The sequence below is a fragment of the Amycolatopsis sp. NPDC004169 genome (assembly GCF_040610315.1).
In the GTDB taxonomy this organism is placed as follows: Bacteria; Actinomycetota; Actinomycetes; order Mycobacteriales; family Pseudonocardiaceae; genus Amycolatopsis.
In genome coordinates this window covers 1-25919 of the sequence record NZ_JBEXMD010000077.1, presented here as the reverse complement: position 1 = coordinate 25919, position 25919 = coordinate 1, and the positions used below count along the sequence as shown (strand labels likewise).

Genomic DNA, 25919 nt, shown 5'->3' with positions numbered 1-25919 from the left:
CACCAGTTTTCTTTTTATATTATTTTGTTTTTGTGGGGGGGGGGGGGGGGGGGGGGGGGGGGCCCCCCCCCCCCCCCCCCCGCCGCCAGGGAGAACACCATGCCCACATCTCGCGACGAACGCGACCTGCAGACCCGCCGCCGCGTCGCCAAGCACGCCGAGGAGTGGCGCACCACCGCTGCCGCCCTCCCCCTTCCAGGAGGCCAACGACACCGGCCCTGAACTCGTTCTTGTCGGCAAGGACCTGAACCAGCCCGTCGCGACCCTTCACGGCATGTGGGCCCCGAACCTGGCCCGCTTCCTCACGACCATGGACAAGACCGCCAGCGTCTCCGTCGCCGAACTGCTGTGGACGATCTCCAGCGCGCCGGTCGACACCAGCACGACCAGGAAGGCTGTGCAGTTGCTGCAAGGATGGCCTCGAACCGCCCGCGGACCGCTATCGGCCCCGGTAGCGGTCGAGCCGGCGGGCCGGCGCGCGCTCCAACTTCCTTGGCGCGCCAGCCCGCCTACCGCTATTCGCGGATAGCTACTGGCCGGTAATAGGGCACCTTTTCGCGCCCTCCAAGAGGGTTGCTACCGACCGGTAACGGGAAACCGCCAACAGGTAGGGGGTTTCCGGCAACCGGAAACCCCCTACCTGTTGGCCGTTGAGCTAGCGAACGACGTCAGCACGTCCGGGTGGACGATCAGCACCGCGCCGCCGACCATCGCGATCAGCACCGCGCCGCCGACGAGCCACCGCGTCAGTCGGAGCAGACGTTCGCCCGCCCCGGGGTCGGCCAGCCGGTCGACGACCCGGTCTGACAGGCGCCCGGAGCTCGCCTCCTTGGCGGTCCCGAAGTGACGCGAGATGATCTCCGCTGCGTGAAGGCAGGCTCTTGACCAGCGGGAACGCCCACTGTCGTCGCCGTGACGTCTGCCGTTTTGGCCTGTACTCTTACTCATCGGAACGAACTTCCTTCCATGTTCAAGCGCATCGGTGGGGTTTGTTTCGATCGCGCCCGGCTTGTTCCCGCAAGTCGGGCGCTTTGCGTTCGGTTGAGTCTTCGCTCACCGTGTCTACGAGTAGTGAGTGTATCCACCCGTCAGATCCTGTAGATCGTGTACATCCTGCATTCTAATTGCGGAATTCCTGTAATCCGCGGATCTAATAATTTGCGAACTTGAGTTTATGAGATTCGGTGTTTGCGTGGATCCCGCGTGAGACTGCGAAGCAAGCCTCGTGTGCTTCGCATCTGTAGCGCGCTCCGCGCCTGTAAGCCTCTGAGCTGGGAAAATCTGCCTGAGGCAGGATGTGCGGGGCCGCAGAGGGTTACCTCCTGATGGCGTTGGGTTCTGGGAACTGCTGGGATGTCGCCACAATACGCCATGTCGAAGTCCCTGTCGCGTGCCTCCGGCTCTATTCAACCGAAAAGGCGTGGCATACCTTCCGCGTCGATCATAAGGGCTGGTCACGACTACATCCGGCACCGACAGAGGTGACACTCGGGAGTCAGCTTGACTCCGTGCCCGGCCCTTCGCTGTGCCCGAGGTCCGCGACGCGATCGCCGAGGCGATCCATCGGACCCCACCCCGACACAGCGCGCCATCGCGCGCGAGTTCGGCGTGCCCGTCTCCACGGTGTACCGGGTCGCCACCGACTACGACCTCGCCGACGCCTGGGAAGACCGCCGCGAGCAAACCGAGGCCGCCACCGCCGCCTGGGCCGCCGACCTCGCGAAGCGCCGGATCGAGCTGCAATCCGGCCTGATCGACGACATCGCCGAGCTACGGCGTCGCCTCTTTGGTGAGGTCGTCCACCTGCACGTGGTCAAGGTCGACATGGTCGCCGAGGAGGTCAAGCAGACCGTTCTGGACGCGGGCCCTTCCGACTGGCGGGCCACCATGGGCGCGATCGATACCGCCGCGCAGCAGGCCGTGAACCTCGCGCGTCTCGACGCGGAGACCGCCGGCGCAGGCCAGGCGTCCGGCCTGCTCGAGCAGTTCGAGCAGTCGCTCGCAGCGGCGCGCCGGGACCACCAGGCCGCGGCGGGCACCGAGCCGGACGGCGCCGGGTGACCGACACCCGCGCGTTCCTGTCCGTCAAGCGGCAGGACAGCATCCTTGACGCCAACGCGCGCCTGAACATCCGGGAAGGCTCGATCCGGTCCGGCAAGACCATCGCGTCCATCGTCCGGTGGCTCACCTACGTCCGCACCGCGCCGCCCGGCCCGCTCGCCGTCATCGGCCGCACCCGCGACACCATCGGCCGCAACGTCTTCGACGTCATCGCCGACATGGCTGTGGATCACTCTGCCGACGATGCTCCGCTGTCCGGTAACTGCCTGGTAGGGAGCGTCGTGGTTCAGGTGTGGTCGAGGTCGTTGAGTTGGTGTTGGACGCGCTCGGCGTCGGCGTCGCGGCGTTGGTCCCGGTACAGCTCCAGCGCCTCACGCCACACCGTGCGGGCCTGCTCGTACTGGCCGAGGGCGGCGTGGGGATGGCCCACGCTATCGAGGGTGTCCGCGACCAGGTAGGCGTCGCCGAGGCGACGGAGCAGGGTGAGAGCGTGGTGGTAGTGGTCGAGGGCCTGGTGGTGGTCGCCGGTGTGGTGGGCGATGTAGCCCAGGCTGTCCAGGGTGGACGCCTCGCCGGCGGGATCGTGGTGGCGTTGGGTCAGGGTGAGGGCGGTCTGGCAGTGCTCGCGGGCGGTGTCGAACCGGCCCAGGCGCGCGGCGTACCAGCCGACCAAGTTGAGTGCGTCGGCTTCTCCCACCGGCTGGTCGAGGGCGCGGAAGAGGTCGAGGGCGCGGTGGGCGTGCTCCAGGGCCTGCCGGTCGTCCCCCCGCTGTTCCCAGGCGAGTGCGAGTGCCTGGTGGGTGAGGGCCTGTTCGGTGGGGTCGTGGTGGCGCAGGGCCAGGTCCAGGGCCTGTTCCAGGTGGGTGATGGACTGTTCGTGCAAGCCCAGCGAGGAGCAGGCATGGCCGAGGTGCCGGTGGGTGCGGCTGCGGGTAGTGGGGTCGGGGAGGTGGTCGGCGGCGTCCAGTGCGGCCTGCCACGTGGTCACCGCGTCGTGCCGATGTCCCCGCCGGTTGTGGAAGGTGTTGAGGTTCCAGGCCAGGTGCCAGACGGTGTGGTGGTGGCCGAGGGTGGCGGCGGTGCGCTGGGTGGCCAGCAGCGTGGCGTGCTCGGCGTCCATCCAGGCCATCGCTGCGGCGGTGTCGGGCAGCGGGTGCGGGTGCACGCCGGGCGCGGGTGGCTCGGGCGACAGGGTCGGGCGGTGGGGGTTCAGGAGGCGGGCGGCGGCGTGGGCGGTGTGCAGGTGGAAGTCCCCCACCCGGGTCAGGGCCGCTTCCCGCATTTCCTCGGGCAGGGTGGTGTCGGCAGTGTCCGTGGCGTAGCGGCGGACTAGGTCGTGCATCGCGTAGCGGCCCCCCGGCCGCCGCTCCAGCAGGGAGGCGTTCTCCAGCCCGCTCAGCGCCCGGCGGGCGAGGCGGCCGGGCAGGCCGGCGAGGGCGGCAGTGGTGGACGGGGTGGTGTCGGGACCGGGAGCGATGCCCAGCAACGCGAACACGGTGCGCTGAGTGTCGGTGAGGTAGCGCAGGGACCAGGACAGCACCGTGGGCAGGCTGGCGGCCGGGTCGGTGTCGTGGTCGAGCGCCTCCAATCCGAGGTCGCGCAGTTCGGCGGCGGCCTCGGCCAACGCAGTGTCGGGGCGGGTGCCAGCGGTGCGCGCGGTGATCGACAACGCCAGCGGGTGGCCCCCGCACAGCCCGATCAGCTCGTCCACCGCCTCGGGCTCGGCGGCGACGCGGCCGGCGCCCAGGCGGGCGGCCAGCAGGCCGCGGGCCTCCTCGGGGGACAGGACGCCCAGGGGCAGGTGGCGGGCGGCGTGCCGGTCGATCAGCGAAGCCAGCCGGTGCCGGCTGGTGACCAGTACCGTGCAGCTTGGCGAGCCGGGCAGCAGGGGGGCGACCTGGTCGCTGGTGGCGGCGTTGTCCAGCACGATGAGCATCCGCCGCCCTGCCACCAGGCTGCGGTAGAGCGAGGCCTGGGCATCGAGGTCGATGGGGATGCGGTTCGCCTCGACGCCCAGGGCGTCGAGGAACCCGCGCACCGCCACCGCCGGCTGCACCGGTTCGCCGGTCGGGCTGAAGCCGTGCAGGTCGACGAACAGCTGCCCGTCGGGAAACCGCTCCAGATGCCGGTATGCCCACGCCAGGGCGAGCCAGGTCTTGCCGATGCCCCCGGCACCGCCGATCGCCGAGACCAGCACCGTCGCGCGCTGCCCCTGCGGTGCAGAGGTCAGTGCGCGGTCCAGGCGGGCCAGTTCCGTGGTCCGGCCGGTGAACAGTCCCGGTGCGGCGGGCAGCTGCTGCGGAATGGGTGGTGCGGGTAGCGGTGGTAGCGGGTGCAGGTTCAGGTTGCCGTGCACCACACCGACGGCGGCACCGTGATCGGTGGCGACGAGGTCACCGTGGATGCTCGCGGTCACCGCGGTGCCGGCATCCGGGGTGGTGTCGGGGTGGGGCGGGTCGGGCGCCGACGTGGTGTGCCCGTGGTCCGCGTCGGCTAGCGAGGGTTGTGCGGCTGCTGCGCAGAAGGCGGTGGTGTGCCGATGGTGAGGTGGTCGCCGGTGGCCGCACCGATCGTGATTCCTGCTCCGATGCCGTGCACGCCGCCGGTGACGTTCACGCCGCGCGGCCCGGGAGCGTCAGTGATCGTCGTGTTCTGGGTGCTCGGCGCGCTTGAGGCCGCCCGGGCGAGTGTGGGCTCGACTTCGCACAGCTGGTGGATCAAGGTGCTGACGTCGAAGCGGGTATGACGCCGGCGCACGGTCACGGCCTGGCAGCGCGCGAGTGCCTGCAGGTCGGCGGGCAGCTGCTCCTCGGTGGGCGTGTCCGTGTCGTCGACCAGCACTGGTATCACTCGGACTCCGGCGGCGAATGCCTCGACGATCTCGCTGCGGATCCAGTCGGCGGGGTCGTCGATCCGTCGACCGCCAGCAGGAGTGGTGACGGTTAGCCAGTCGCGGTCGATCACAACCAGCAGAACCCTGCAGCATCGGACTCGTGTCATCAGTTCTCGGACGAAGTCGGCACCTGGCGGGATGGAGTAGCAGTCCAGGAATACCTGTTCCCGGCCGAACGTCGCGGCGAGATCGCGGTCGAGTAGCTCGCCCATAGCGCGGCTGTCGTCGCCGCGGTAGTTGATGAACACCCCGCCCACGGCGGCTCCCATCCGTACCTGTCCTGTGTTGGCCGGCTGCCGGTCATCAGGATGCCCTACCACACATGCATCGCCGCTTAGCAACCTCAGCGGGTAGGAACTGTCCACTATCTGACCAACAGCTGACGGCTATCTTCATGCGGCTTCGAGGCCTCGAGGACAGCCCGGCCCCCAGCGAGGACCTCGATGAAAAGGTCAGATAGTTTGACGCGATCGTCGGAAGTTCGCGTCAAACTATCTGTCCTGTCGAAGTTCGCCGTGCTGCTGCAGGCCAGCCTTACTGTCGGTCGACAACGACGTGCCGGATACCCGCCCAGCAGCTCGAGGCACCGGACCTGACCGGTGCCACCGCCTACGATGGGCAGGGCACACCACGCTCATTTAGGTGTCGGGCGATGCTGGCGACGCTGTGCCCGGCCAGGCGTTGCCGGAAGATCCAGGCTACGTGCGGCGCGGTTCGGGTATCGGGGGCGAGGCGCTGGAGCGGTCGGCCCCAGCGGGCGTCGGCGGCGTTGGGGTGCGGGCCGGCGTCGACGAACTGGTAGCCGTAGGGCGGTCGCCCGCCGAGGTAGCGGCCTTGCTGCGTGGCCTGATTGTGCATCGCCGCCAGCACCCGATGGCGGGCGCGCAGAATCTCCCGCTGTGACTGGGTGGCCAGCAGGGACACCAGTGCCCGATGATCGCGATCGTTCATATCGACCGGGCCGCTTGTCTCGGGGAGCCGGAGCTGAATACCGTGGCGGTTGCAGCAAGTATAGAGGGTGGCTAACTGGGTGCCGGTGAAGGCGCGTTCGTATTCGCCGATCACAATCGCATCGATTGCGGACTCCGGGCTGGAGGTCTCGGTCATGAGCTGGGCAGCCTGTGGTCGCCGGTGCCATGGGACGCGGCGTGAGGTGCCGGCGTCGAAGTAGGCGGCGATGACCCGGCCGTGGCCCGCGACCAGTTCAACTGCGAAGCGCAAGCCAGTGCCGTGGTTGGAGCGGGTAGTGGTTGTCGGCTTCTTGCTGTTGATCCACTGCGCCAGCAGGTCGGCCGTGCCTGCGGGCGGAGCGGTCATGCAACGCGAGGGCGGGTGCGGTGGGATCACGCTGGACGGATGTCGCGGCCGTTGGGTCATGACGGCGCGCTCCGAGCGGTTCATCCGATCAGCGCAGTCAACGCGTCATCTAGCCCGCGGCGCTCCCGACGCACACGTTCCGCACTTCCGGACGTGAGGGTGGGGCGTCGTCTCGCAGGTTTGCCGCCAGCCAGTGACAGTGGAGTGCTTATGTCGTAGCTCAGCTCGGGACGACGTCGTCCCACATCCCACTTGCTCCGAACGGGTGAACTTGAAGTTTCAATTTCTTACCCTGGGTAACGGTGGTGAGGCAGTCGCTCACTGCGGTCACCAGCGGAAATGATCGTGAACATCGTCGGCTGAGTCCTTTTCGTGACCGGAAGCGGTTTTCGGGCACTGTTACGCGCGGGATGCGGATGTCGACGAATGCCACAGAGCGTGACGCGTTCGGTTGCGTCGCCGCTGGACTGAAAGAGGCAGCCCCGTGTCTTACGCCCCCATGCCGCCGTCGGCGCCGATGCCGGTTCCGAACCAGTACAAAAACGGCCTCGGCACCGCCGGCTTCGTCCTCGGCCTGGTCGGGCTGATCTTCGCGTTCATCCCGATCATCGGGGTCATCGCGTGGCCGCTGACGATCCTCGGGCTGATCTTCGGCATCGTCGGGACGCTGCGCGCCAACCGGGGCCAGGCGAGCAACAAGGGGCTGGCCATCGCCGCCGTGGTGCTGTCGGCGATCGGGCTGGTTATCTGCGTCCTCTGGACGGCGGCCTTCGGCAAGGCCGTCAACGACGCCGCGAACAACCTGCCGACGGCAGCCGCGCCGGCTGCCGTCGCGGACGCCGGGTCCCAGCCCGCCGCGGCAGCCCCGACCGCGGCCGCGTCGGCCAAGCACACCGTCGTCCTCGAGGTCACGACGGCGGCGAAGTCCAATCTTCAGTGGGGGAGCGGGTTCAGTGCGAACTCCCAGGAGGTCCTGGAGAAGGGCAAGACGTGGAGCCAGACCCTGACGATGGACGATCTGGTGTTCACTTCGGTCAGCGCCACCCCGGTCGAGTTCAAGATGGGCAGCAAGGACAACACCTGCAAGATCACTGTCGACGGCAAGGTCGTCGTCGAGCAGCACAACAGCATCGGCGCTATCTGCACCTACCAGCCCTGAATCTCGAGTTGCACGCCGCTGTGTGGCCGGCCAGCGCTCGGCACAAGACTTCACCGAGTAGATGATGACCGACATGCATCACGGCGGGGAGCTAGCTCGGCTCCTTCCGCTGGTCGGATACAGCTTCATGCTGGGCAATCGGTCACCAGCATGGACTAAAGGATGGGCATGGCCGGAGACCTCGAATTCGCCGAACCCGTACGCCGTTGGCTGCGCGTCCGCAGCGGAGAGGACCAGGACGACCCGCCGTTCGAACTGGACGACGAAGGGTTCCTGCCGGATCCCACCGCCGATGAGCCGCTCCGGATGGGGGCGGGAATGGTGCGCCCCGAGGACGCCGTTGTCGAACGAGGCGCCCTGGTCCTGCTCGGGGAACCTGGAGCCGGCAAGACGACCACCTTCGCCCGGTTGACCGATGCCGACCGCAGCGCCGCGGAGCCCGAACCGGGATATCCCGGCACGGTATGGATCAACGGTTCGGAACTCGGTGATAGCACCTCTTTCAACGAAGTCTTGGGCGAACACCTCGCGGCGCTGCCGCCGGCCGGAGCCGCGGAACCGCTGACTGCGACGCTGACCATTGTCCTCGATCAACTCGATGAAGCGGCGAACTTATTCCGGTTGCCGGCGCGATTGAAACGCGCATTTAATGACAAGGACACCCGTGCACTGCGGTTCCTCATCGCTTGCCGGACCGCGGACTATCCCGAAGGCCTGACTCGAGTGCTGGAGCAAGCACTCGGCGCGTGCGTCGTCGCTGATCTGGCGCCGCTCACTCGCGACGACGTCGCCACGCTTGCCGCCAGCACTGACGTGGACGCAACAGCGTTTGTCGACGCCGTCGTCCGGGCTGGTGTCGGAACGCTTGCCAACACACCCCTGACTCTGAAGGTCTTGCTCGCGGCGTTCCGGCAGGAGGCGGACGCTCTGAGCAGGACACCCCGGGAGCTGTTCGAAACGGGGGTCACGCAGCTGGTTGACGAGCACGACCGCGGACGGGCCATCAAACCGTTCGCTACCACCACAGTCGAAGAGCGGCTGGTGATCGCAGGACGGATCGCTACCCGCATGCTGCTGTGTGGCCAGCGCACAATCTGGTGTGGCGAAGCCGCTCAAGCTGGACCGGAGGACATCACCGAAGGGATGCTGGCGCGCGGCCGCGAGACAGCGGCTGGCTCCTTCGAGGTGTCACCGCCGGCGGTAGGGGAGACCCTCAGAACGGCGCTGTTCTCCCGCAGCGGCAAGAATCGCGTCGCGTTCGCCCACTCGTCGTTCGCTGCGTTCCTAGCCGCCCGGTACCTGACCGCCCGCTCCGGCGCCGACCCCGACGTACAGCGGGGAATAACTGGCGTGTTCCTCGTCGCAGCACCCGATGAGGAAACCGCCAGCATCCCGATACACCTGCGGGAGACTGCGGCGTGGATGCTCGCTCACGCCCCCGGGGAACATCTCTGGCTGGCTACAGCCGATCCCGAAGGCCTGATCTCGCACGGCGCGTATATCACCGATCTCGCGACACGTGCTGCGATGGTGGGCGGGCTTCTGCGCCGCGCGGGGGAGGTCGAGCTCAGTGAGGGGTCATGGCACCGGACCTGGTGGAGACTGGCGCACCCAGGATTAGCAGGGCAGCTGACCGCCGTGCTGTCTAGCGTACTGACCACGGGTTCCGAGGAGTGGCAGGACTTCGCTGCGGCAAGCCTGGCGGTCCGCTTTGCTCTCGACGGCGATGTTGGGGAGGTCGCCGAACTACTTTTGGAGGTTGCCGAGGCCTCGAAACTCGCTCCAGCACTCCGTAATCGCGCAATTAAGGCGTCGATGGCGACCAATCCGAGGATGGCGGCTCCTCGGCTGCGGAGCCTGCTGGCCTCGCTCGCTCCTGAAACTGACGCCGACGATGACAGCGAAGAACTTGTCGGGACAATCCTCTCCGAACTGTGGCCCGACCATCTTGACCTTGCCGATGTGCTACCGCATCTTCGCCCTGTGCGCGCGGGTTCGGTGATCGGCATGTACCGATGGCATCTGTGGCGTCTGCCCGGAGATGTCGCTGAATCCGATCTTTCGGCCTTGCTGACCCATGGCACCCGCCTCGTTGATCAACTTCTGGCACCCCCTGCTGGTTCCGACACGTCCGAGCTGACCAACTTCAGCCCAGATCTCTCGCGCAGCCCGACATTGGACGATGTGCTCGCGCCGATCTTTGATCGCATCACGGTGTCCCCGAACGTCGGGGAATACCTGCCGGTACTCGCGCGGCAGGTGTCTCGGCTGCTTCTGGCGTCGGCCAGGGTGCCGGTACCGCTGGGAGCCGATCTTATCGATGAGAGCGGGAAAGTCACGACATTCAGCATCGATGTCAGGCGTTCATTCGCTGAGGCGGTGATCCTGGCGCTCACTGCCGAGGTCGCCGAATTCGATCGATACCACGCGCACCTGGTCCTATGGGAATGGAAGTCCGCTCGCCACGGACGGGCTGCTCCGCAAGGACTTCGACGCGGCGACCGGACGCACTTGCTCGACGACAGTGACTTCGCCTGGTTGCTCGCGCGAGTCGACAACCTGCGCAGCAGCGGCGAGCACAAGCAGGCAGACGCCGTGGGGCTGGTCGCTGCCAGCGTCGCTGACCTCTACAACCCCTCAACTTTTGAGCTGGCCTACGTCCGGCGCGGCACACCGGAAGGTGAACACTTCGCCTGGGCGTTCGACGGCGTCCCGCTCGACAGCACACTCGCAGATGCGATGCGTCGCAACGCTCCGAAGGAGAAACCGTGGGAGCACGCGGACGCGTTCGCCAGCCGGCAGCGCGACCGACTGCAGTCGGCCATGGCCGGAGACGCCAATGCCTTCTGGCGCCTCACGCGTGATCTGCGAGCCGATGTCGCGACCGGACAGTTCGATGCCCTCGACTCCGATGATCCACGAGTCCTGCCCGGTGCTTCCCTGTGGGCACCCGAAGAATTCATCGCCGCGTTCAGCGTCGCCGCGCGTCAGTTCTTGGATGCCGAGAACGACCACCGAGACGAGTGGCTAGGTACACAGACCAGAGACTACCGCGCCGAAGCCGGCTACGCCGCGCTCGTCGTTCTCCACGACAACGGCAGCCTCGACGACAGATCGGACAGGTGGGCAGCATGGGTCGGCGCAGTACTGGACAAAGCACATCGCGCCGCGACGACCAGAGACTCTTCGCTTATCCGCGATCTGATGTCCCGAGTCGGGACCCATGCGGCAACGGAGCTAGTCGCCGCGATCCGCACACTGGTTCGTGGTTCGCTTGCGCGCGGGGAAGCGCCCTGGGCGCTAGCTGAGATCATGTCATCGGTGCCGGCCACCGTGCATCCCGCCCTCGTCGAACTCGCCCGCGACCTGCGCGCCGCGCTGGACGGCTCCGATGACTCCGGCAGTCCGTTCACAGTTCCTGACACACTCGAAGCCAGACGCAGTGCAGCCAACACGTGGGCCACCTTGCTGCACGAGCCCCTTCTCGCCGGCAACGATGCCGCCCTGAAACAGGCGGAAGACGCACTTGATCACGAAATGACCGAGGACCATGCCCTGTGGGCGGCCGCAGCAGGGCGTCTTCTCCTGCTCTCCGACCCGGAACGTTTCTGGTCTCGGATACATCAGGCCTTGACCGCCTCGCCGGCGTTCTCGAAGGACCTCGCATTCGCGAGCGCTCAGACATACCGCCTCAATGAGGTCGCCGAGTCACTGCCCGACCGCGAACTTGTGGAAGCGTGGCGGTGGTTGGCCGACGTGTGCCCACCGGAGACCGACGTCTTCCGCGAAGGCTGGGTTCCTCCCGAAAGGTCAGTCCACGACTGGCGCAACGCGATGCTCAACGTACTGTCGAGGCGTGGCACCCAGGAATCAGTCCTGGGCATACGAAGTCTCGTGAACAGCTTCCCGAACGACCTCCGCCTTCAAGCCGCACTGGTATCAGCCCGACGCCAAGCGCAGGCGCGAGCGACCGTCCTGCTGAAGCCGCAAAAGGTGGTCGAGTTGCTGGCCGATCCGGGACGACGGGTGGTCCGGACCCCGCTGCAACTGGCGGAACTGCTCATCGAAGTACTGATCGAGATCGAACGTGACCTGCCGACTCACTCGAACCTGTTGTGGGACTGCGAACGTGAGCCGAAGCCTGTCGATGCTCCGAGTTGGGCGCGCCGTCCGCTGGTATGGCGCCCCAAGCTCGAGGGAACTCTCGCCGCTTACCTTGCTCACGAGTTGACGATCCGGCTCGCTCGCCGAGCTGTGGTGATCAATCGCGAGGTCGTCGTCAAGCCCACCGATGCGGGTGACTCAGGTGAACGACCGGACCTTCTCGTGCAGGCGATCGCATTTGAGGGCGAACTCGACGCTGCCGAAGTAGTCAGCGTCCCAGTGGAGATCAAGGGTTCCTGGCATGCTGCGGTGTCAACGGCTCAACGCGATCAGCTCGCCAATCGATATCTGCCAGCCGAAAAGACTGACGCGGGCGTGTACATCGTCGGCTGGTATCCCATCGACCTGTGGAGCGCGAAGGACCGCAACCCGAAGGTCAACGCAAGAAAGCTCGTCGGCCCTGAGCCCTTGTTGGGGACCCTGCTCAGTCAGGCAGACGAGATCTTCGAAGAGTCTGGGCGACGAACCCTGCCGTATGTCCTGACGATCACGAGGGCGGCCCCAAGCTGACGTGGAGCGACATGCACAGGTAACGCCCGGCATCGCGTCGAGGGGCAGGTTACGTGAGAAGTCCGGCTTGGAGCAGCTGCTCGTTAATTCGGACTGTATCGGTAAGCGTGCGGACCGCCACCGGGAAGGGGCGGAGTGGATATTTCTTGCCACCGGCCCGCAGCCCTTCATCGTCGGGTGATCGTCAAAGACGACGCCGTCGGCGGCTTGGAATGGATCATCTCGGTTGGACTCGAGCGTGGTCCGGGCGTACCAGCATGCTGCGGGTGCCCGGAAAAGGGGGATGCAGCGACGCGATCGAAGCCCTCGCCTGTGAGGAGGAAGGATTCGGCCGGTCCCGCGGCGGGATAAGCACCAAGATCCCCCTCGCCGTCGAAGGGTGAGGCCTGCCAGTGTGAATCCTGCTCACGCCTGGCCAAGCGGGAGACACCCCGCAGCTGCTGCCGCTGCTGGATGGCATCAGCGTCGCCCGCCCGGGATCAGGCCGGCCTCGCTGCCTGCCAGAGACGGTGATCGCGGACAAGGCGTATCCGCACTCTTTTACCCGCCAGGCGATGCGGGACCGGTGGATCACTTTCGTTAGCCCGGAGCGCGATGACCAGATCGCCCGCCGCGCGGCCAAAAGGCTCACGCGGCGGGCGGCCGCCGGCCTTCGATGCCGAGGTCTACAAGCAGCGCAACGTGGTCCAACGCTGCTTCAACGGACTCAAAACAGTTCCGTGACCTGGCCACCCTCGCTACGCCAAACGCGCCGCGTACTACCAGGCCGAACTCACCATCGCCGCCATCGTGTTCTGGCTCCGATGACTACAGGACAGCTCCTGGACTGCGGCGATGAGCCTTGTGGAGACGACCCTGGTCAGTGGTGGTACTGCGGCCGTGGTGACGATGCTGATCGAGTACACGGCGAAGCCGTATCTCGAAGCTCGGAAAAATAGAATTGTTGACAGGCGCAAGGCTCAAAGAAGCCTCAGTACAACGTTGGCGAGTATGCATAGTGAAGTTGACGCCCTTCAGCTTCTGTTCATACCGGGACCCGGCCACGAAGTCGCAGTCGCAGCTTTCGGAAGGCTGCAGGGATACGCCGTCGATATAGTCAATCAGGTCATTAGAATGGACCCGAGTCCGAACCGGTGTTCAAGTGTTTTTCTTGAGAGTATCAACAAGATCGGACTCTTGGTGTTACTACTTGAGCTTTCGGTTCAGAAGTACAAGCGCCTCATGTAGCGAGATTCCGTCAGCCAAGGAAGCCTGCGCAGATTAGAGAATTCCCTACTTAGAGAAATAAAATACCTGGCCGGGTTGCCTGGCCGGTAGGAAATGTGCTCGGGTAGTGAACAAGTTCGTGATCGACAGCTGTCGGCGGTGTCTGTATCATCCCGATCACGTACTGTGACCTGTGGGGCATGACCGACCGCGCCACGCCGAATTATCCCAGCCCTGGCGTGAGCCCGAGAGCTGTTTCTATGGCGAGCATTTCCTTCTCTGCGGACTCGGCGTGGCGCAGTGCCGGACGCACCACGGACTGTCCCGTTCTGCCCTCTGTCGTCAAGCCGTCGATGTCCACTTCGCGCAGCATTGCCGCGCGGCGATCGTGCAGCTCGCAGTACCGTTCGACGACGAACCGGTCGATCGCCGGGTGGTACGCGCCGTCTCCGGCCGCCCACACCGCGCGCCACACCTCACGTCCGATGTCGCCGAGTTTCGCCGGTACGCGCGGCGCACGGCCCGAATGCACCACGGGCGCGGGAGAGGTCCCGGCCGCAGGGCGCGGGTTGCCGGAATGATCCTCCGGCGGCTTCGCGTGTGACATGGCGAGGGTCTCCCTCTGTGTGGTGCACACGTCACGCCGGCTGCGGGCTAGGGCAGAGCTAGGATTCGAACCCACTGCATCCGGAGGCGATCTTGGGAATAGTTGATTGGCTGAAAGGTCTGGACTGGGGCAATGTGCCGTCGTGGGCCTCTGCTGGCTCGCTCGTCGTGGCCGCTGCCGTATACGCGCGTGACCGCCGCCGTCACCAGCGAAGGCAAGTCGACGAAGTCGCCGCGTGGGGCTCGGCGCAACTTTTATACGACACCTTTCCCAAACGCGGCGAAAAGGAATGCAACGCCGTGTATGAACTCCACGTAAGCAATGTCAGTAAGCTTCCGGTGCGTCAGGTTCGAGTGCACTACAGTGTTTACTTAGGGGAGCAGAGTAGTGCCGAACTGCCCAGCGTCTACCGGCTTAGGCGAGTTTGGAAAATTGGACTGGTCGCGCCTGGAGAGACCGTCAAGCCGAAGGTTGAAAAGTTCGAAGCCACTCATCTTGTGAGACGGTTTTCGCCCAGCGGGGCTATTGCTGGCTTGCACGTGGATAAACTTGTTCTCGCAGACAGTACCGGACGACGATGGGCGCTTCGCCCGGAGAGTGGTCGGCCTGCGAAACCGTTCTCAAGATATAAGTACACGATTCTAAAGTTGGTAGAGGATCGAAGGATCGTGCACAATTAGTTCCCTATGTATTGCCGGTTGTTTCTGTGAGACAGGACGCCGGGGGTATTAGTTTCCGAGCCATATCGGCCACGGGCGTAGCGAACCCCAGCGGACGATGTTGTCTACCGGGTCCCGGATATCGCCATACCCAGGCAATGCCCACCGGTCGAAAGTCGGCCGGATTGTCTGCACGAGCCCGATGGACGGCGTGCCGCGCCGGGCGTTGGCGTCCCCCGTGTTCACCACGCAGGCGTCCCCGGAGGACTCTGCCGTGATGATGAGCCGCAGTGCGTCCCGGTCGGTGATCGATGCTTCTCCAGCGTATTCCAGCGCGGCCGCCGCCTGCGTTATCCACCGGTCGAGCGCGTCAGGTCGGGCCGGGCCGCACGCGGGGGCCGGGTCTTGAACGGGCGGCCGGGGTCCGGTCCTGCGCCCGCAGGCGGCACGCTCGGCGGCACCGGGCTCACAGGGCCGGGGCGGCCGGTTCAGCGGGCTGTGACCATACCAGGGCCGGGCGAGGCCGGCGTGAGATCGGCTGGATGCTCGAAACTGTCAGGATGACGACCAGCGCCCTGGCAAGCACGCGGTCTGTCGCCGACACGGTGACGGGCTGCAACGGTTCTCCGATCCAGGGGCGGCCGGGTAACCTCTGCGTGGACCGGGCGTGAACGTCCATCCCGGGGTCATTCCGGCGAAGGTGAGACCCGCCCGGGCAGGGAGCACCAGGCCTGCCACGGGGGTCCATCGGGAACGTCTGGTGGGCGGTGGCCTCCTCGACGGCGACGCGGACCGGCGCAGAGACGACCCCGTCGCCCTGGGGCCAGCGGAGCCAGCTCTCGGCCTTCTCGGTGACGGTGAAGCTCGGCTGTTGGTGCCGCAGAGGTCGCGGGCGCGGTCCTCGGTGCCGTTGATCGTGATTTCCCGGCCGCCTGGGTCGGCGAGCCGCGGGACGCCGACGAGCCTGCCGGCCAGCCGAGCGCCTCGGCCATCAAGACCCAAGGTCGGAGGTCTGGTCGCCGTCGGCCTGTATAACGACCTTCACCCGGCGGCGGTGGGCCGACACCTGGAACGAGGCGGTGCTGCCGGAGCGCATTGCCACAAGGATCGTGCGGGAGCAGGATCGGCGCCCCGCCCACGGAGAAAGCTGCCACCTTCGCGTTCTTCGCAAGCTCGGGCTTCTCTTGTCTGCGACCGGCTGCTGGCGCCTCAGTGGGTTGGACATTTCGACCGAAATTTCACGGAGTCTGCCTGCCGACACTTGCAGCGGTGAAACCGCTGCGGGGGAAACCGGTGAACCAGGACACCCGAAGACATCGGCCAAGTCTCGTCGATACCCAGCGCCAGCCCCACCGCCTTGGGCGCCGTCAAGAGGCACGTAGCCACAGGATGAACACCACCACTGATGCTCTGTTGGTCGCGGCAAGTTGTCGGATCGGTCCTGAAGGCCAAACACAGCAGGTCACAGATTCGTACGGCCACGCCGCCGGTGCCGATGTCAGCTCGGCTAACCTACGCCTCGGTCGTGGCGTCGACCGGCCGCGGGCACGGAGGGCGGGGAGAACACTGACGGCGGACGTGCAGCTGCGGGCTCTGAACCGCGTAGAAGTCCCTGGTGACAACGCAGGGGAGGGGCGGTGGCCTCGACCGCGGACGCAGTGCACCGCCGACCTCGACCACACCGGTGCTCCGCTGCCGCAGCGTCCGCGGTCGCGCCCGCAACCGTGGCTGGCCGCCAGCGGACCGGGCACACGTGGTGGCGGCTGGGATCCGTGGAAGTTCGACAGCCACCGAGCTGGACGCATGCGCACCGAGGACCTGTGTCAATTGTGCGGAACGCCACGGACAGACATCGTGTACGTGCTGGCACCGGTCGAGCAAATCAGCACGATGGTGGAGATGTACGGCGGTGCCGTCTGCTCGCTGCGGTGTGCGCGGCTGACCGCCGCGGTCTGCCCGCACTACACCAATGCCAGCTCGCCGATCGCGATCTACGCCGTCCCCCGGCACGAACGGGTGGATTTGGTCGGCTGCGACCTGGACAATGACGACGAGTACGACGTCGCTGGTCTTGACCCCATCTGCGTGGTGACGACCGCCCACGCCCCATGACCCGCCGCGGGGAAAGCTGCGTCCCAGATGAGCTGGCTCTTGAACTGAACCTGGTGCCGCGCGGGCTAGACCATCGGATATCGCAGCGACGGTGACGGGGCTCGACGTGCAGATAGCAGCGGTCACGGCACCAAGACGGTTTGCAACGACCTGGCCTGCCCTGACGACGTAGGTGAACATGACCGACGACGTCACGCCCCCGCCCTCGAGTCCTGGTGTCTCCGTTCCGCCACCGTCTGTGGCGCGGGCGCCACGGCCCCGCCTGCGGGAGCTATCGCCGAGGACGATGTGGCTTACCGCTGCCGTGATCGTGGTGCTGACCGCGGGTGCGGTGCTGGTGCTGTGGTGGCCGGCGACCGCCGGGCTCGCTGGCAGGCGTGGTGGTCCGGCGACCTGCACAACTCCGCTCGATCGCCCAGCACACCGCCCCGGGCGGCTACTGGTTCCGGCACGCGAACAAGCACGGCAAGGGCGAGACCCGGCAGATGCACATGCCGCTGGCCGCCGACATTGCCCGCACCTCCGCGGAGCTGATCTTCGGTGACTCGCCGCGGCTCGACTGGGGCGACGACGCCACCAAGGTCACCGACGCCTGGGAATCCCTGGCGGACGACATCGGCTGGGCCAACACTCTCTTCGAGGGCGCCGAGACGGCGGCCGCCCTCGGCGGCGTCTACCTCCGCCCGCTGTGGGCCCAGCAGCTGTCCGACCGGCCGATCTTGACGATGGTTTGGGACTCCGACGCAATCCCGGCGTTTCGCTTCGGCCGGCTCGCCGAGGTCACGTTCGTGACCGTGCTCAACGACGACCCGCACAAACACCTTGCGCTGACTGGAACACCACGAGCCCGGCCAGATCCGGCACGAGCTGTGGCTCGGCAGCGAGAACAACGTTGGAAATCTGGTGCCGCTCACCGAGCACGTGGTCACGCAGGGGCTCGACGGTGTACCCGTCGACACGAAGCCCATTCGCGGCGACCAGCTGCTCGTGGACTACGTCCCGAACGACCTGCCCCAGCCGCTAGTGCACACCCCGCATGGCCGCTCCGACCTTCAGGGGCTGGAGACCGACCTCGACGCGCTCGACGAAGTCTGGGACTCGTGGATCCGCGACATCCGCCTCGGCAAGGGCCGCATCCTGGCCGCGCAGGAAATGCTGGAACCGGTCGGCGCGTCCAACGGCGGCCTCGCCCGGCAGTTCTTCAACAAGTTCCGGCCCGGCGGCAACGAGAAGGCGTTCGACCTCGACGCCGAGGCGTTCACCCCGCTGCCCGGGATGCCGGGCGACGACGCCGGCAAGCCGTCCCCGATCACCGTCGCCCAGTTCGCCCTGCGGGTGCAGGAGCACGCTGACACCGCGAACGAGTTGGTCGACAACATCGTCTCCCGCGCCGGGTATGCGCCGCAGACGTTCGGCCGCCACGTCGAGGGCCAGCTCTCCGGGACCGCGATGTCCCGCCGAGAGCGCCGGTCGAACAGCACGCAGGGCCGAAAGCGGCAGTACTGGAAGCCCGCGACCCGGCGGGCGGCGGAAACCCTGATGCTGATCAACGCCGTCGTGTTCAGCGGCCCGAAGCCCGCAGAGCGGCCGGCGCTGGAGTGGCCGGTCGACCAGGCCGACCCCAAGGAAGCAGCCGAGACGATCAACCTGCTTGCCCAGGCCGAGGCCATCTCCACCGAGATCAAGGTCAAGATGGCGCACCCGGAGTGGGAACAGCGCGACGTCGACGAAGAGGTCAAGCGGATCAAGGCCGAGAAGCCGGCCGCGCCGGACCCGCTCACCGGCGGCGAGCCGTTCGGCCCGTCCGGTCCCGGCCAGCAGCAGCCGCCCGGTAGCGGCGAGCCGCCGCAGTGACCGCCGCGGTCCCGCTCGGCGCGAGCCCGGCCGACGGCGCCGCGACGCTCAAGATCCTTCTCGACGTCTGGGATGTCGCCGCCGAGCGCATGATCATCACCGTGGCGCGGCACCTCGCCCGCGGTATCACCGAAGACGGCTGGGCCGAACGCAGGGCCCGCGAAGTCCTCGGCCTCCGCGACGAACTCCGCGCCATCACCAGCCGCCTCGCCATCACCGCGCCCGACCTCGCCGAGCAAGCGCTCGCCGAGGCGTACACCATCGGCCAGCGCGTCGCCGACACCCTCGGCCGCCCGCTCCAGTCCCGGCCCGAGCTCGTCGACACCCTCGCCCGCCGGTTCGTCGGCCAGCTCACCGGCGCCCACCTGCCCGTGATCCGCGCGCACGAAGACCTCTACCAGCGCGCCGTGCCTGACGCCGAACTGCTCATGCAGACCGGCACGATCGTGCGCCGCGACGCCGTCGCCCAGGTCGTCGACCGCCTGCTCGCCCAGGGCAAGGACCGGTTCCCGGACGCCGCCGGCCGCGAGTGGCACCTCGACACCTACGCGCGCATGGCCGGCCGGACTGTCGCCGGCCAGGCCGTCGTACAGGGCCAGCTCGACCAGATGGTCGCCGAGGGCCGCGACGTCGTGAAGATCTCGGACAGCCCGCGCGAGTGCAAGCTCTGCCGGCCGTGGGAAGGCCGGTTGCTGTCCATCGGCGGCACGTCGGTCGGGCAGGAGCTCGACGGGCATCGGGTCGGCGCGACCGTCGCCGCCGCCCGGGCCGCCGGGCTCTGGCACCCGAACTGCACCCACCGCGCCGATCCGTACGTCCCTGGCCTCACCATCGTCCGGCCAGCCGAGTCGAACCCCGAGGGCTACAAGCCACAGCAGGAGCTGCGCCGCCTCGAACGCCGCGCGCGGGAGCTCAAGCGCCGCGAGGCCGCGACCGCCGAGCTCGGCGACACCCCGACCGCCCGGAAGCTGCGTGCCGACATCCGCGCGAACTCCGCCGGGATCCGCCAGCAGGTCGAGGCAACAGATCAGAACCGGCGCCGCGATCGAGAGCGTCTCGTAGACTCAACCGCGTAACGAGCTAGATTGCTCGTGTGACGGCATGGTCGATCGGAGGAGGTGTCCGGGTGGCGTCACTTGCTGGCTTCTGGTCGGGTGTCGGCCGCGTCCTTGACCTCTCTGGCGTGACCTATCGCAGATCGCGAATCAAATCTGAAGATGAGATTGACAAGCGGGTCTACGAAAAATTCGGTGACGAGAACGAAGGGCGCCACGAGTACCATAATATTGGAGATTTACTGCAGGATGTCGCTGCTGGAAAAGTAAAATGGGCTCAGAGTCCACCGCCGGAGCTATTCGATTTCCCCTTGCGGTCGCCAAAGGATTCACTTGCAGCTTTAAGGTTGCCCTCGGACTACGAAGTTCGATTTCTTGATGCTGACAACGAGTGGGTGACTTACGAAATTCACGTCAAGGGAAATTCCGGAATAATGTTTTCTGAGAACTCTCCCTTTGAGCTCACGCGTCACGCGGAAAAGTTCTCCGAGGAGGAGAAGAAAAAGTGAGTGTTGCGGATGAGCCGACGGACGTGCCGACATTTGTGCGCGCCCTTAAGGAGTCGATGCAGACTGAAGCGGCCCCTCTGGCGACCGGGTCGGCTCGTGTCGTTGTTCCACCTCATAAGGATCCGAAGGTTTCGGCCAAGGCTCGTCATATAATGTGGTCCGACAGGCAAGATGCCTTTCAGGCATGGGTGGGCATGATCTTCGCGTTTGTCCTTGCGGTGTTATTTCTCGCCGCTTCTGTCCTGCTGATCATGAATGATCATGAAGTTAGCGGGACAATTCTCGGCACTGTAGACTTGGTTGCGCTGGTTACGGTCTTCATTATGGGAAGGCAGGGGGCTAAGGCGACGGGTTAAGTCAGTCGAGTGACACGGCAGGCGAAGCTGTAAGCATGTCGAATCTTACCGAGGACCGCCCGCCGCGTCACCCCGCGACTGAGGCCATGCTCAAGCACCTCCGCTTCACGCACTTGTCGCCCACGCCTCAGGAGCACTCCCGTCCGTTCGGCGAGCTGGCCGAGCACATCGCCGACAACGTCCCGGACGGCCCGGAGAAGACCGCAGGATTGCGGAAGCTACTGGAGGCCAAGGACTGCATCGTCCGCGCCGCGCTCACCGAGTGACAGCGTGGCGCGACCCTCGGCGGGAGTAGCTACCTCACCGTCCTAGGAGGACACACCCGCCATGGCCCGCACCGCACTCACCCCGCAGGCGCTCACCCGCGTCGGCGCCGAGCTCGTCCTCAGCGCCGTCGACGCCGCCGCGTCGCCGAACGGCAACTCGTTCCCGACCGACGGCCGCGAGGTCGTCGTCATCAACAACGCCGACGCTGCCAGCCACACGTGCACCATCCCCGTCAACCCGGCCGCCGCGCCGGACGGCCTCGCCGTCACCTCCCGCCAGGTCGTCGTGCCCGCGGGCAAGACGTTCGTCGCGGGCCCGTTCGGGCCGGAGTACCGGCAGGCCGACGGCAGCGTGTACCTGAACTGGGACAGCGCGACGCAGATGACCGCCGCCGTGCTCCGCCTGCCCTCTTGATCGCAACGCACCGATCGACGGCCCCGCCTCGCGTCCCGCGAGGTGGGGCCGGCCGTCCTATGTGGTGACACGGCCGCTCGACCCTCATCGGCATGACGCAGCCTTCCCCCACGAACGGCCCCGCCGACGGCGGCCAGGCCAGCATCGCCACCACTGACCCGGCCGGGGCGCAGCCCGGCGACGGCCAGCAGTAGAACGGCACGCCCGCGGGCACGCAGCCTGCCGCCGCGACGCAGGGCACGCCGCCGCAGGACGGCCAGCCGGCCATGCCGCTGAAGCCCGGCCCGCCGCCCGCGAAGACCTTCACGCAGGCCGACGTGGACCGCATCATCAACGAACGCCTCTCCCGGCGGGAAAAGTCCATCGGCGACAAGATCGCCGAGCTGTTCGGCGGGAAGCCGTCCGACGGTGACGGCGAGTCAAGCCCGAGGCCGTTCTCCAGCAGGCACAGCAGATGCTCGACAACGCGCGGACGACAGCGAACAACATGACCGCGGAAGCGCTCGCGCAGGCGGCCGGGATCAAGCCCGAGCGGATCTCCACGTTCATCGGCCTGGCCAACCTGACCGGGGTGCTCGCCGTATGAGTTCGGCGTCCACCGCCGTGACCTTCGTGCCGGCGCCACTGGGCTAGAAACCGCTCGGTTGCGCCTTCCGGCTGGGTCGGGACCCCCAAGCAGGAGGGCACTTTTGCCGCACCCGACGCCGGCCGGCGTCCTTACGCTGTGCCGAATTTCGGAAATCCGCGGCCTGCCCCTGTCCCGCGCCCGCCGGTGGACTTGGGTCGTCGTTGCCGTCGCACTGGTGTTCGCGGGGTGGCATGGCTACGGCATCACCGTGGCGCCGGAACGGCCGTTCTTCTGGACCGGCGTGGTCTGCGACGTCCTGGTCGCAGTGGTCGCGTGGCTGCTGGGGCGGTCCTGGCCCGCCGAGGCCCGCTTCGGTCCGGACGCCATCGCCTTCGGCAGTGCCGGCGTCCCGTACGCCGCCATCACCGACTTCCGGCGTGGCGCCGTGTCGGCCAAGCCGTTCTGGCTGGCCTTCTGGCTGCCGACGTCCTTGCTGATCGGGTTGATCGTCGCCCTCCGGCCGTCCGGCGACTTCGACCGCGAGGTCGTGGAGGTCGGCACCGCACGCTGACGGGTCCGCGCCCGCTGGCGTGACCACCGGGCCGCGGACGCCTTCGTCGCCGCGTTGCGCGAGAAGCTGCCGGACATCGAGGCCGGCTACGGCGTCGACCCGGCCACCTAAGCCAAGGACTACTCGCCCCGGCTGGGTGTCGGCGGCGGCCTGCTCGCGTTCGCCTTGGGGCTCTGGCTGGTCCTCGGCAGCTGGTTCGGCCTGCAGCTGTCCGACCGGTCCCTGGACCGCGGGCCGTTCCCGGCCGCGCCGACATCGGTGACGATCCGGGAGCTGCCGGCCGCTTGTCCGGCTTCGCGCCGCTGACCGGCGTCACCCGCGACTTCACCGAGTGGCCCTGCGACCGCATCAACGATCTGATCCTCGGCCCCGACCCGGACGCCGCCGACCTGCACCTGAAGCTTGAGAGCCGGACGCTGCCGGAAGGCGAGGCGGGGGCCGTCGAGGCGCGGCTGCGGCAGGCGGCCGGGATGGACCCGGGGCAGTACCTCCAGCGCTACGGCCCGGACGACCTCGATTTCGAGGTGGACATCCCGGAAGACGGTGACCTCTACGTCGAGTTCTCCATCGGCTGCATCGGCGACGACGCTGTGCTCGGCCTGCGCGACGACCTCGGGAAGCTGGCGTCTGCCATGGGAGTGCCCTGAGCATAGGCGGCGCGGCGGGAACGGGGGAGGCATCATGGTGACCTGGTGCCACCGCGGCGGCGGCGCACCGCGCTCTGGTTCTCGCAGCACGGTGTCCCGGTGCGGGCTGGCGCGGACGCCGAGGAGATCCTTCTGGAGCTCTACGACCACCTCGTCGAGACCGTCACCATCGGGCCGACCTTCTACACCGACTTCCCGGCCGGGCCGTCCCCGCTGGCGAAGGCCTGTGGCCACGATGACCGGCTGGCGCAGAAGTGGGACCTGGTCATCGGCGGCCGCGAGATCGCGACCGCCTACACCGAGCTCGCCGACGCCGCCGAGCTGCAAGCCCGGCTCGCCCCGGACGGGGACCGGATCCTGTCCTCGGAGGCCGCGGCGCTGGGACGAGGAGTGGCTGGCGGTGTTCGCCGGGCACATGCCCGAGGCCGGCGGGCTGTGCATCGGCCTGGAACGGCTGCTGCTCACCCTCACCGGCGCCACGACGAGGTCATGGAGCCCGTGGTCTCGAAGGTGAGGAGGCCGAAGTCTCGAAGACCGTCGGCGGCGTTGAAACAGGTCTGAGCGAGGTTCGCGGCCGTACTCTTCATACCTCCGAGATCTGCGAGGCAGGGGCCGCCGCGCTCAATCGGTCAGGTCTTCAGGGCTTCAGGCGATGTCGATGCGGGCAGGGGCGAGGTTCTTCGAGCGGGAATCGGTTGGGGGCCACCCACAGGGCTGCTACCCTTCCTCGCGGAGAGGCCGCTGGGCGTCCGTGTCGGCGACGGCGAACGCCTTGGCCTACATCTCGCCCGTCTGCTCCAGGACGTAGATGAGGGTGGGAGCGTCGGCGGTCTTGAGTTCGGATCGGCGCTGCGTCAGCTCGGCCAGTGAGTGACCAGTGTGTCGATTCGCTTGCCGATGATCTGCTGGTCAAGCTTGTCGAGCCGCGAGTTGGTCGATGCCCCCAGACATCGCACCCCCGAGAGCATCGAAGCAACACCTCACGACCGGGTTGGCCAGACGCGCGACTTCGTGAGGCCATCAGCTCCGTCCTGCCGGAGAGGCTGCGCCAGTTCGCACTGCCGAATCTCGTGCGAAGTCAGTTGCCGTCTTCGTCGCCGCGGTGACTGGTCACGCAGCTGGTGGGTTTGTCGCGCAGGCACACCTTGCCGCCCGCTACGCGCAGGCCGACGGCATCGAAGGCGGTGACCCAGTTGGCGGCGATGGCTTTTTGGGCGGGGGCGAGCTGGATCAGGCCGGAGCACACGGCCGCGTGCAGCTTGTTCTCGACCGCGTCCTTCGGGTTGGGGATCTTGCCGGGTTCGACCCACAGGTTGCGCGGGTCGTCCGGGGCGCCGCCGAGTTCCAGGCTGACCAGGTGGTCGTACTCGCCCTTGTCGGCGGGTGCCAGGTCGTAGGAGCGGGCGGACGCGGCCTTCATCGCGCTGGTTTTCGACGTCGGCGGACGGACGGTCTTGGTCCACCCGGTCCGGCAGATCGTGTCCTTGATGGTGTCCTGCCGTACCGCGGGGTTCACCGCGCCGGGAGTGCAGTGCGGATCGGGAAGCGGCTGGCCGTCGCGGCTGCCCAGCTTGCAGGTGCCCGGCCCGGGCATCGCCGCAGCGGAATCCCCGACCAGCAGGTCGCCCGATGCCGCCCTCGGTGTAGTTGTCGGGGCTGGGGTCGCCGCGTCGGACGCGTGGCAGCCGGCGAAGGCCAGCGTGGCAGCGAGCACGGCAAAAGCCCATCGGCCTGTGCCGGACCGGGAAGAGGACACGAAGATCTCCTGCGTCAGCTACTGCGGTGGGGGAGTGAGACCCCGCCTTGGAGTGGGACGAGGTCTGACGGCTGTTCAACTTCTACCGGCTCCGTGGGTGTTGAGCTCACCGCCACGCCCTACCCGCAGGCGGCTGGGCCCGCCAAAGGTCGGGATGTTCCGGACGGTGCGGCAGCAACCCGGCGGGGTGAACGGTTTCGCTGTAGCGCCGTCATCTGGTGGCTTCTTCACTGTCACCGTGGCGTCGCTGGATGCTGCGCATGGTGATGACCACCGAACGCCGAGCCCTCGGCAGATTCGCTGTCTTTCTGCGAAAGGACCACCAGGATGAGCCGCCTCGTACGTCGCGTCTGCCTCACCGCAGCCGCGGTCACCGTCACAGCCGGCCTGATCGCTGCCCCCGTCTACGCTGCTACCGCCGGCACCGGCGTGGGGCCCCTGTCTACTGCGGCGTCATGCTCGCAGGCGTATCTGCCGCTGCCGGACCCGGCCTGCACGCCGGGGGCGAAGAACTCGGATGTCACCCAGTCCACGATCGGATCGACGATCTGCGTGTCCGGCTGGACGGCCACGATCCGCCCGTCCACCACCTACACCAACGGGCTGAAGAAGCAGGGCATCATCGACTACGGCTACACCGACACCAGCATGTCCGACTACGAGGAGGACCACTTCCTCCCGCTCGAGCTAGGTGGCGCACCGAAGGACCCGCGCAACCTCTGGCCGGAGCCGCACTCCGGGGACGAGAACTCCTACAGCAAGGACTCGGTGGAGAACGCGGTCAAGAAGGCCGTGTGCGCCCACCAGGTCACCCTTGCCGCAGCCCAGGCGGCAATGCTGGACGATTGGACCACGGCGAAGGCCGTACTCGGCATCGGCTGACCCGAACCCGGGTCGTCCCGGCTTCAGCGGAGAGACAGAGCTTGGCCCCGCCGGCTCGCCTGGAGTGCGGGTGCTACCCGTACTACGGTGGCGCCGAGGCCACCTCCGGACCGCTGCCGTGGAGCGGAGGTTGCAACCGACTATGACGAGCAGGGAAGGGCTCGAGCCGGTGGCATGCTCCAGAAGCTTCCTACCCCGACTTCGAGATGCGGTGGGCGACGCCGTTCAAAAGTAAAATGTCCTTCGTCGGGGGGGGGGGGGGGGGGGCCCCGGCCCCCCCCACGACGAGCCCCGGGGATAGGACCCCCAAGTATAAGCGGGATAAGGGGGTAAAGGCGGGGGGGATATTAAC

General features: G+C 67.1%; 24 protein-coding genes. 18 read left to right on the top strand and 6 right to left on the bottom strand.

The genetic code is table 11. From position 1 onward, the window contains the following. Positions 1-99: 99 nt before the first annotated feature. Positions 100-222, top strand: coding sequence for a hypothetical protein (locus tag ABZX11_RS46985; RefSeq protein ID WP_354925458.1), 123 nt, complete (start codon positions 100-102; stop codon positions 220-222). Positions 223-636: 414 nt separating this feature from the next. On the opposite strand, the gene ABZX11_RS46980 is transcribed toward ABZX11_RS46985, so the two are convergent. Further along, positions 637-948 carry a hypothetical protein gene (locus ABZX11_RS46980; protein WP_354925455.1) on the bottom strand — a complete coding sequence of 104 codons (312 nt, stop codon included), beginning with the start codon at positions 946-948 and terminating at the stop codon, positions 637-639. A 660-nt stretch (positions 949-1608) separates the two neighbouring features. On the opposite strand from ABZX11_RS46980, the gene ABZX11_RS46975 reads away from it, so the two are divergent. After that, entirely contained in the window at positions 1609-2061 is a 453-nt protein-coding gene (locus tag ABZX11_RS46975; protein WP_354925452.1) for a hypothetical protein, read from the top strand. A 286-nt stretch (positions 2062-2347) separates the two neighbouring features. On the opposite strand, the gene ABZX11_RS46970 is transcribed toward ABZX11_RS46975, so the two are convergent. The 3 genes from ABZX11_RS46970 to ABZX11_RS46960 all read right to left on the bottom strand — a co-directional run bounded on the left by ABZX11_RS46970 (position 2348) and on the right by ABZX11_RS46960 (position 6271). Then, positions 2348-4477 carry a tetratricopeptide repeat protein gene (locus tag ABZX11_RS46970; protein ID WP_354925449.1) on the bottom strand — a complete coding sequence of 710 codons (2130 nt, stop codon included), beginning with the start codon at positions 4475-4477 and terminating at the stop codon, positions 2348-2350. A gap of 77 nt (positions 4478-4554) precedes the next feature. Next, a complete protein-coding gene (locus ABZX11_RS46965) occupies positions 4555-5211 on the bottom strand; it encodes a toll/interleukin-1 receptor domain-containing protein (RefSeq protein WP_354925446.1) in 657 nt (218 codons plus the stop codon). A 352-nt stretch (positions 5212-5563) separates the two neighbouring features. Continuing rightward, on the bottom strand, positions 5564-6271 hold the full coding sequence (locus tag ABZX11_RS46960; protein WP_354925443.1) for a hypothetical protein: 708 nt from the start codon (positions 6269-6271) through the stop codon (positions 5564-5566). Positions 6272-6755: 484 nt separating this feature from the next. On the opposite strand from ABZX11_RS46960, the gene ABZX11_RS46955 reads away from it, so the two are divergent. The 3 genes from ABZX11_RS46955 (at position 6756) to ABZX11_RS46945 (ending at position 13331) form a co-directional block, all read left to right on the top strand. Next, complete coding sequence (locus tag ABZX11_RS46955; protein WP_354925440.1) at positions 6756-7430, top strand: DUF4190 domain-containing protein; 675 nt, start codon at positions 6756-6758, stop codon at positions 7428-7430. A gap of 168 nt (positions 7431-7598) precedes the next feature. Continuing rightward, positions 7599-12104 (top strand): hypothetical protein, encoded by a 4506-nt coding sequence (locus ABZX11_RS46950; RefSeq protein WP_354925437.1) that lies wholly within the window; start codon positions 7599-7601, stop codon positions 12102-12104. 834 nt (positions 12105-12938) lie between these two features. Next, positions 12939-13331, top strand: a complete 393-nt coding sequence (locus tag ABZX11_RS46945; RefSeq protein WP_354925434.1) for a hypothetical protein — start codon at positions 12939-12941, stop codon at positions 13329-13331. 202 nt (positions 13332-13533) lie between these two features. Here ABZX11_RS46945 and ABZX11_RS46940 read toward each other — a convergent pair whose 3' ends face one another. Then, positions 13534-13917: a phage terminase small subunit P27 family gene (locus ABZX11_RS46940; protein WP_354925431.1), complete on the bottom strand. Its 384-nt coding sequence runs from the start codon at positions 13915-13917 to the stop codon at positions 13534-13536. A 2462-nt stretch (positions 13918-16379) separates the two neighbouring features. Between ABZX11_RS46940 and ABZX11_RS46935 the strand changes: the two genes are divergently transcribed. The 12 genes from ABZX11_RS46935 (at position 16380) to ABZX11_RS46880 (ending at position 23490) form a co-directional block, all read left to right on the top strand. After that, on the top strand, positions 16380-16688 hold the full coding sequence (locus tag ABZX11_RS46935) for a hypothetical protein (RefSeq protein ID WP_354925428.1): 309 nt from the start codon (positions 16380-16382) through the stop codon (positions 16686-16688). Between the two features lie 903 nt (positions 16689-17591). Further along, complete coding sequence (locus tag ABZX11_RS46930; protein WP_354925425.1) at positions 17592-18542, top strand: hypothetical protein; 951 nt, start codon at positions 17592-17594, stop codon at positions 18540-18542. Then, on the top strand, positions 18539-19618 hold the full coding sequence (locus ABZX11_RS46925) for a phage minor capsid protein (RefSeq protein ID WP_354925422.1): 1080 nt from the start codon (positions 18539-18541) through the stop codon (positions 19616-19618). The genes ABZX11_RS46930 and ABZX11_RS46925 overlap by 4 nt, the downstream gene beginning before the upstream one ends. Positions 19619-19668: 50 nt before the next feature. After that, the gene (locus ABZX11_RS46920; protein WP_354925419.1) at positions 19669-20106 is read left to right on the top strand and encodes a hypothetical protein; all 438 of its coding nucleotides are present in this window, start codon (positions 19669-19671) and stop codon (positions 20104-20106) included. Then, on the top strand, positions 20103-20462 hold the full coding sequence (locus tag ABZX11_RS46915) for a hypothetical protein (RefSeq protein WP_354925416.1): 360 nt from the start codon (positions 20103-20105) through the stop codon (positions 20460-20462). The genes ABZX11_RS46920 and ABZX11_RS46915 overlap by 4 nt, the downstream gene beginning before the upstream one ends. 86 nt (positions 20463-20548) lie before the next feature. Continuing rightward, the gene (locus tag ABZX11_RS46910) at positions 20549-20728 is read left to right on the top strand and encodes a hypothetical protein (RefSeq protein ID WP_354925413.1); all 180 of its coding nucleotides are present in this window, start codon (positions 20549-20551) and stop codon (positions 20726-20728) included. Between the two features lie 61 nt (positions 20729-20789). Beyond that, positions 20790-21143 carry a hypothetical protein gene (locus tag ABZX11_RS46905; protein ID WP_354925410.1) on the top strand — a complete coding sequence of 118 codons (354 nt, stop codon included), beginning with the start codon at positions 20790-20792 and terminating at the stop codon, positions 21141-21143. 266 nt (positions 21144-21409) lie between these two features. Beyond that, the gene (locus tag ABZX11_RS46900; RefSeq protein WP_354925407.1) at positions 21410-21634 is read left to right on the top strand and encodes a hypothetical protein; all 225 of its coding nucleotides are present in this window, start codon (positions 21410-21412) and stop codon (positions 21632-21634) included. Positions 21635-21946: 312 nt separating this feature from the next. Continuing rightward, entirely contained in the window at positions 21947-22282 is a 336-nt protein-coding gene (locus tag ABZX11_RS46895; RefSeq protein ID WP_354925404.1) for a hypothetical protein, read from the top strand. Positions 22283-22447: 165 nt separating this feature from the next. After that, complete coding sequence (locus tag ABZX11_RS46890; RefSeq protein WP_354925401.1) at positions 22448-22588, top strand: hypothetical protein; 141 nt, start codon at positions 22448-22450, stop codon at positions 22586-22588. Continuing rightward, complete coding sequence (locus ABZX11_RS46885) at positions 22567-22929, top strand: hypothetical protein (RefSeq protein ID WP_354925398.1); 363 nt, start codon at positions 22567-22569, stop codon at positions 22927-22929. Before ABZX11_RS46890 ends, ABZX11_RS46885 begins: the two co-directional genes overlap by 22 nt. Positions 22930-22974: 45 nt before the next feature. Continuing rightward, the gene (locus tag ABZX11_RS46880; protein WP_354925395.1) at positions 22975-23490 is read left to right on the top strand and encodes an amino acid--tRNA ligase-related protein; all 516 of its coding nucleotides are present in this window, start codon (positions 22975-22977) and stop codon (positions 23488-23490) included. A 517-nt stretch (positions 23491-24007) separates the two neighbouring features. Here the strand turns inward: ABZX11_RS46880 and ABZX11_RS46875 are convergent. Further along, positions 24008-24643 carry a hypothetical protein gene (locus ABZX11_RS46875; protein WP_354925392.1) on the bottom strand — a complete coding sequence of 212 codons (636 nt, stop codon included), beginning with the start codon at positions 24641-24643 and terminating at the stop codon, positions 24008-24010. 369 nt (positions 24644-25012) lie between these two features. Between ABZX11_RS46875 and ABZX11_RS46870 the strand changes: the two genes are divergently transcribed. Then, on the top strand, positions 25013-25567 hold the full coding sequence (locus ABZX11_RS46870; RefSeq protein WP_354925389.1) for a hypothetical protein: 555 nt from the start codon (positions 25013-25015) through the stop codon (positions 25565-25567). The last annotated feature ends 352 nt before the right edge of the window (positions 25568-25919 follow it).

What these genes read in the sequence shown, in the direction of transcription:
- ABZX11_RS46985 (WP_354925458.1), top strand. Translation starts at nt 100, where the DNA reads ATGCCCACATCTCGCGACGAACGCGACCTGCAGACCCGCCGCCGCGTC.
- ABZX11_RS46980 (WP_354925455.1), bottom strand. Translation starts at nt 948, where the DNA reads ATGAGTAAGAGTACAGGCCAAAACGGCAGACGTCACGGCGACGACAGT.
- ABZX11_RS46960 (WP_354925443.1), bottom strand. Translation starts at nt 6,271, where the DNA reads ATGACCGCTCCGCCCGCAGGCACGGCCGACCTGCTGGCGCAGTGGATC.
- ABZX11_RS46950 (WP_354925437.1), top strand. Translation starts at nt 7,599, where the DNA reads ATGGCCGGAGACCTCGAATTCGCCGAACCCGTACGCCGTTGGCTGCGC.
- ABZX11_RS46945 (WP_354925434.1), top strand. Translation starts at nt 12,939, where the DNA reads ATGAGCCTTGTGGAGACGACCCTGGTCAGTGGTGGTACTGCGGCCGTG.
- ABZX11_RS46940 (WP_354925431.1), bottom strand. Translation starts at nt 13,917, where the DNA reads ATGTCACACGCGAAGCCGCCGGAGGATCATTCCGGCAACCCGCGCCCT.
- ABZX11_RS46935 (WP_354925428.1), top strand. Translation starts at nt 16,380, where the DNA reads ATGCGCACCGAGGACCTGTGTCAATTGTGCGGAACGCCACGGACAGAC.
- ABZX11_RS46910 (WP_354925413.1), top strand. Translation starts at nt 20,549, where the DNA reads ATGCTCAAGCACCTCCGCTTCACGCACTTGTCGCCCACGCCTCAGGAG.
- ABZX11_RS46905 (WP_354925410.1), top strand. Translation starts at nt 20,790, where the DNA reads ATGGCCCGCACCGCACTCACCCCGCAGGCGCTCACCCGCGTCGGCGCC.
- ABZX11_RS46900 (WP_354925407.1), top strand. Translation starts at nt 21,410, where the DNA reads ATGCCGCTGAAGCCCGGCCCGCCGCCCGCGAAGACCTTCACGCAGGCC.
- ABZX11_RS46870 (WP_354925389.1), top strand. Translation starts at nt 25,013, where the DNA reads ATGAGCCGCCTCGTACGTCGCGTCTGCCTCACCGCAGCCGCGGTCACC.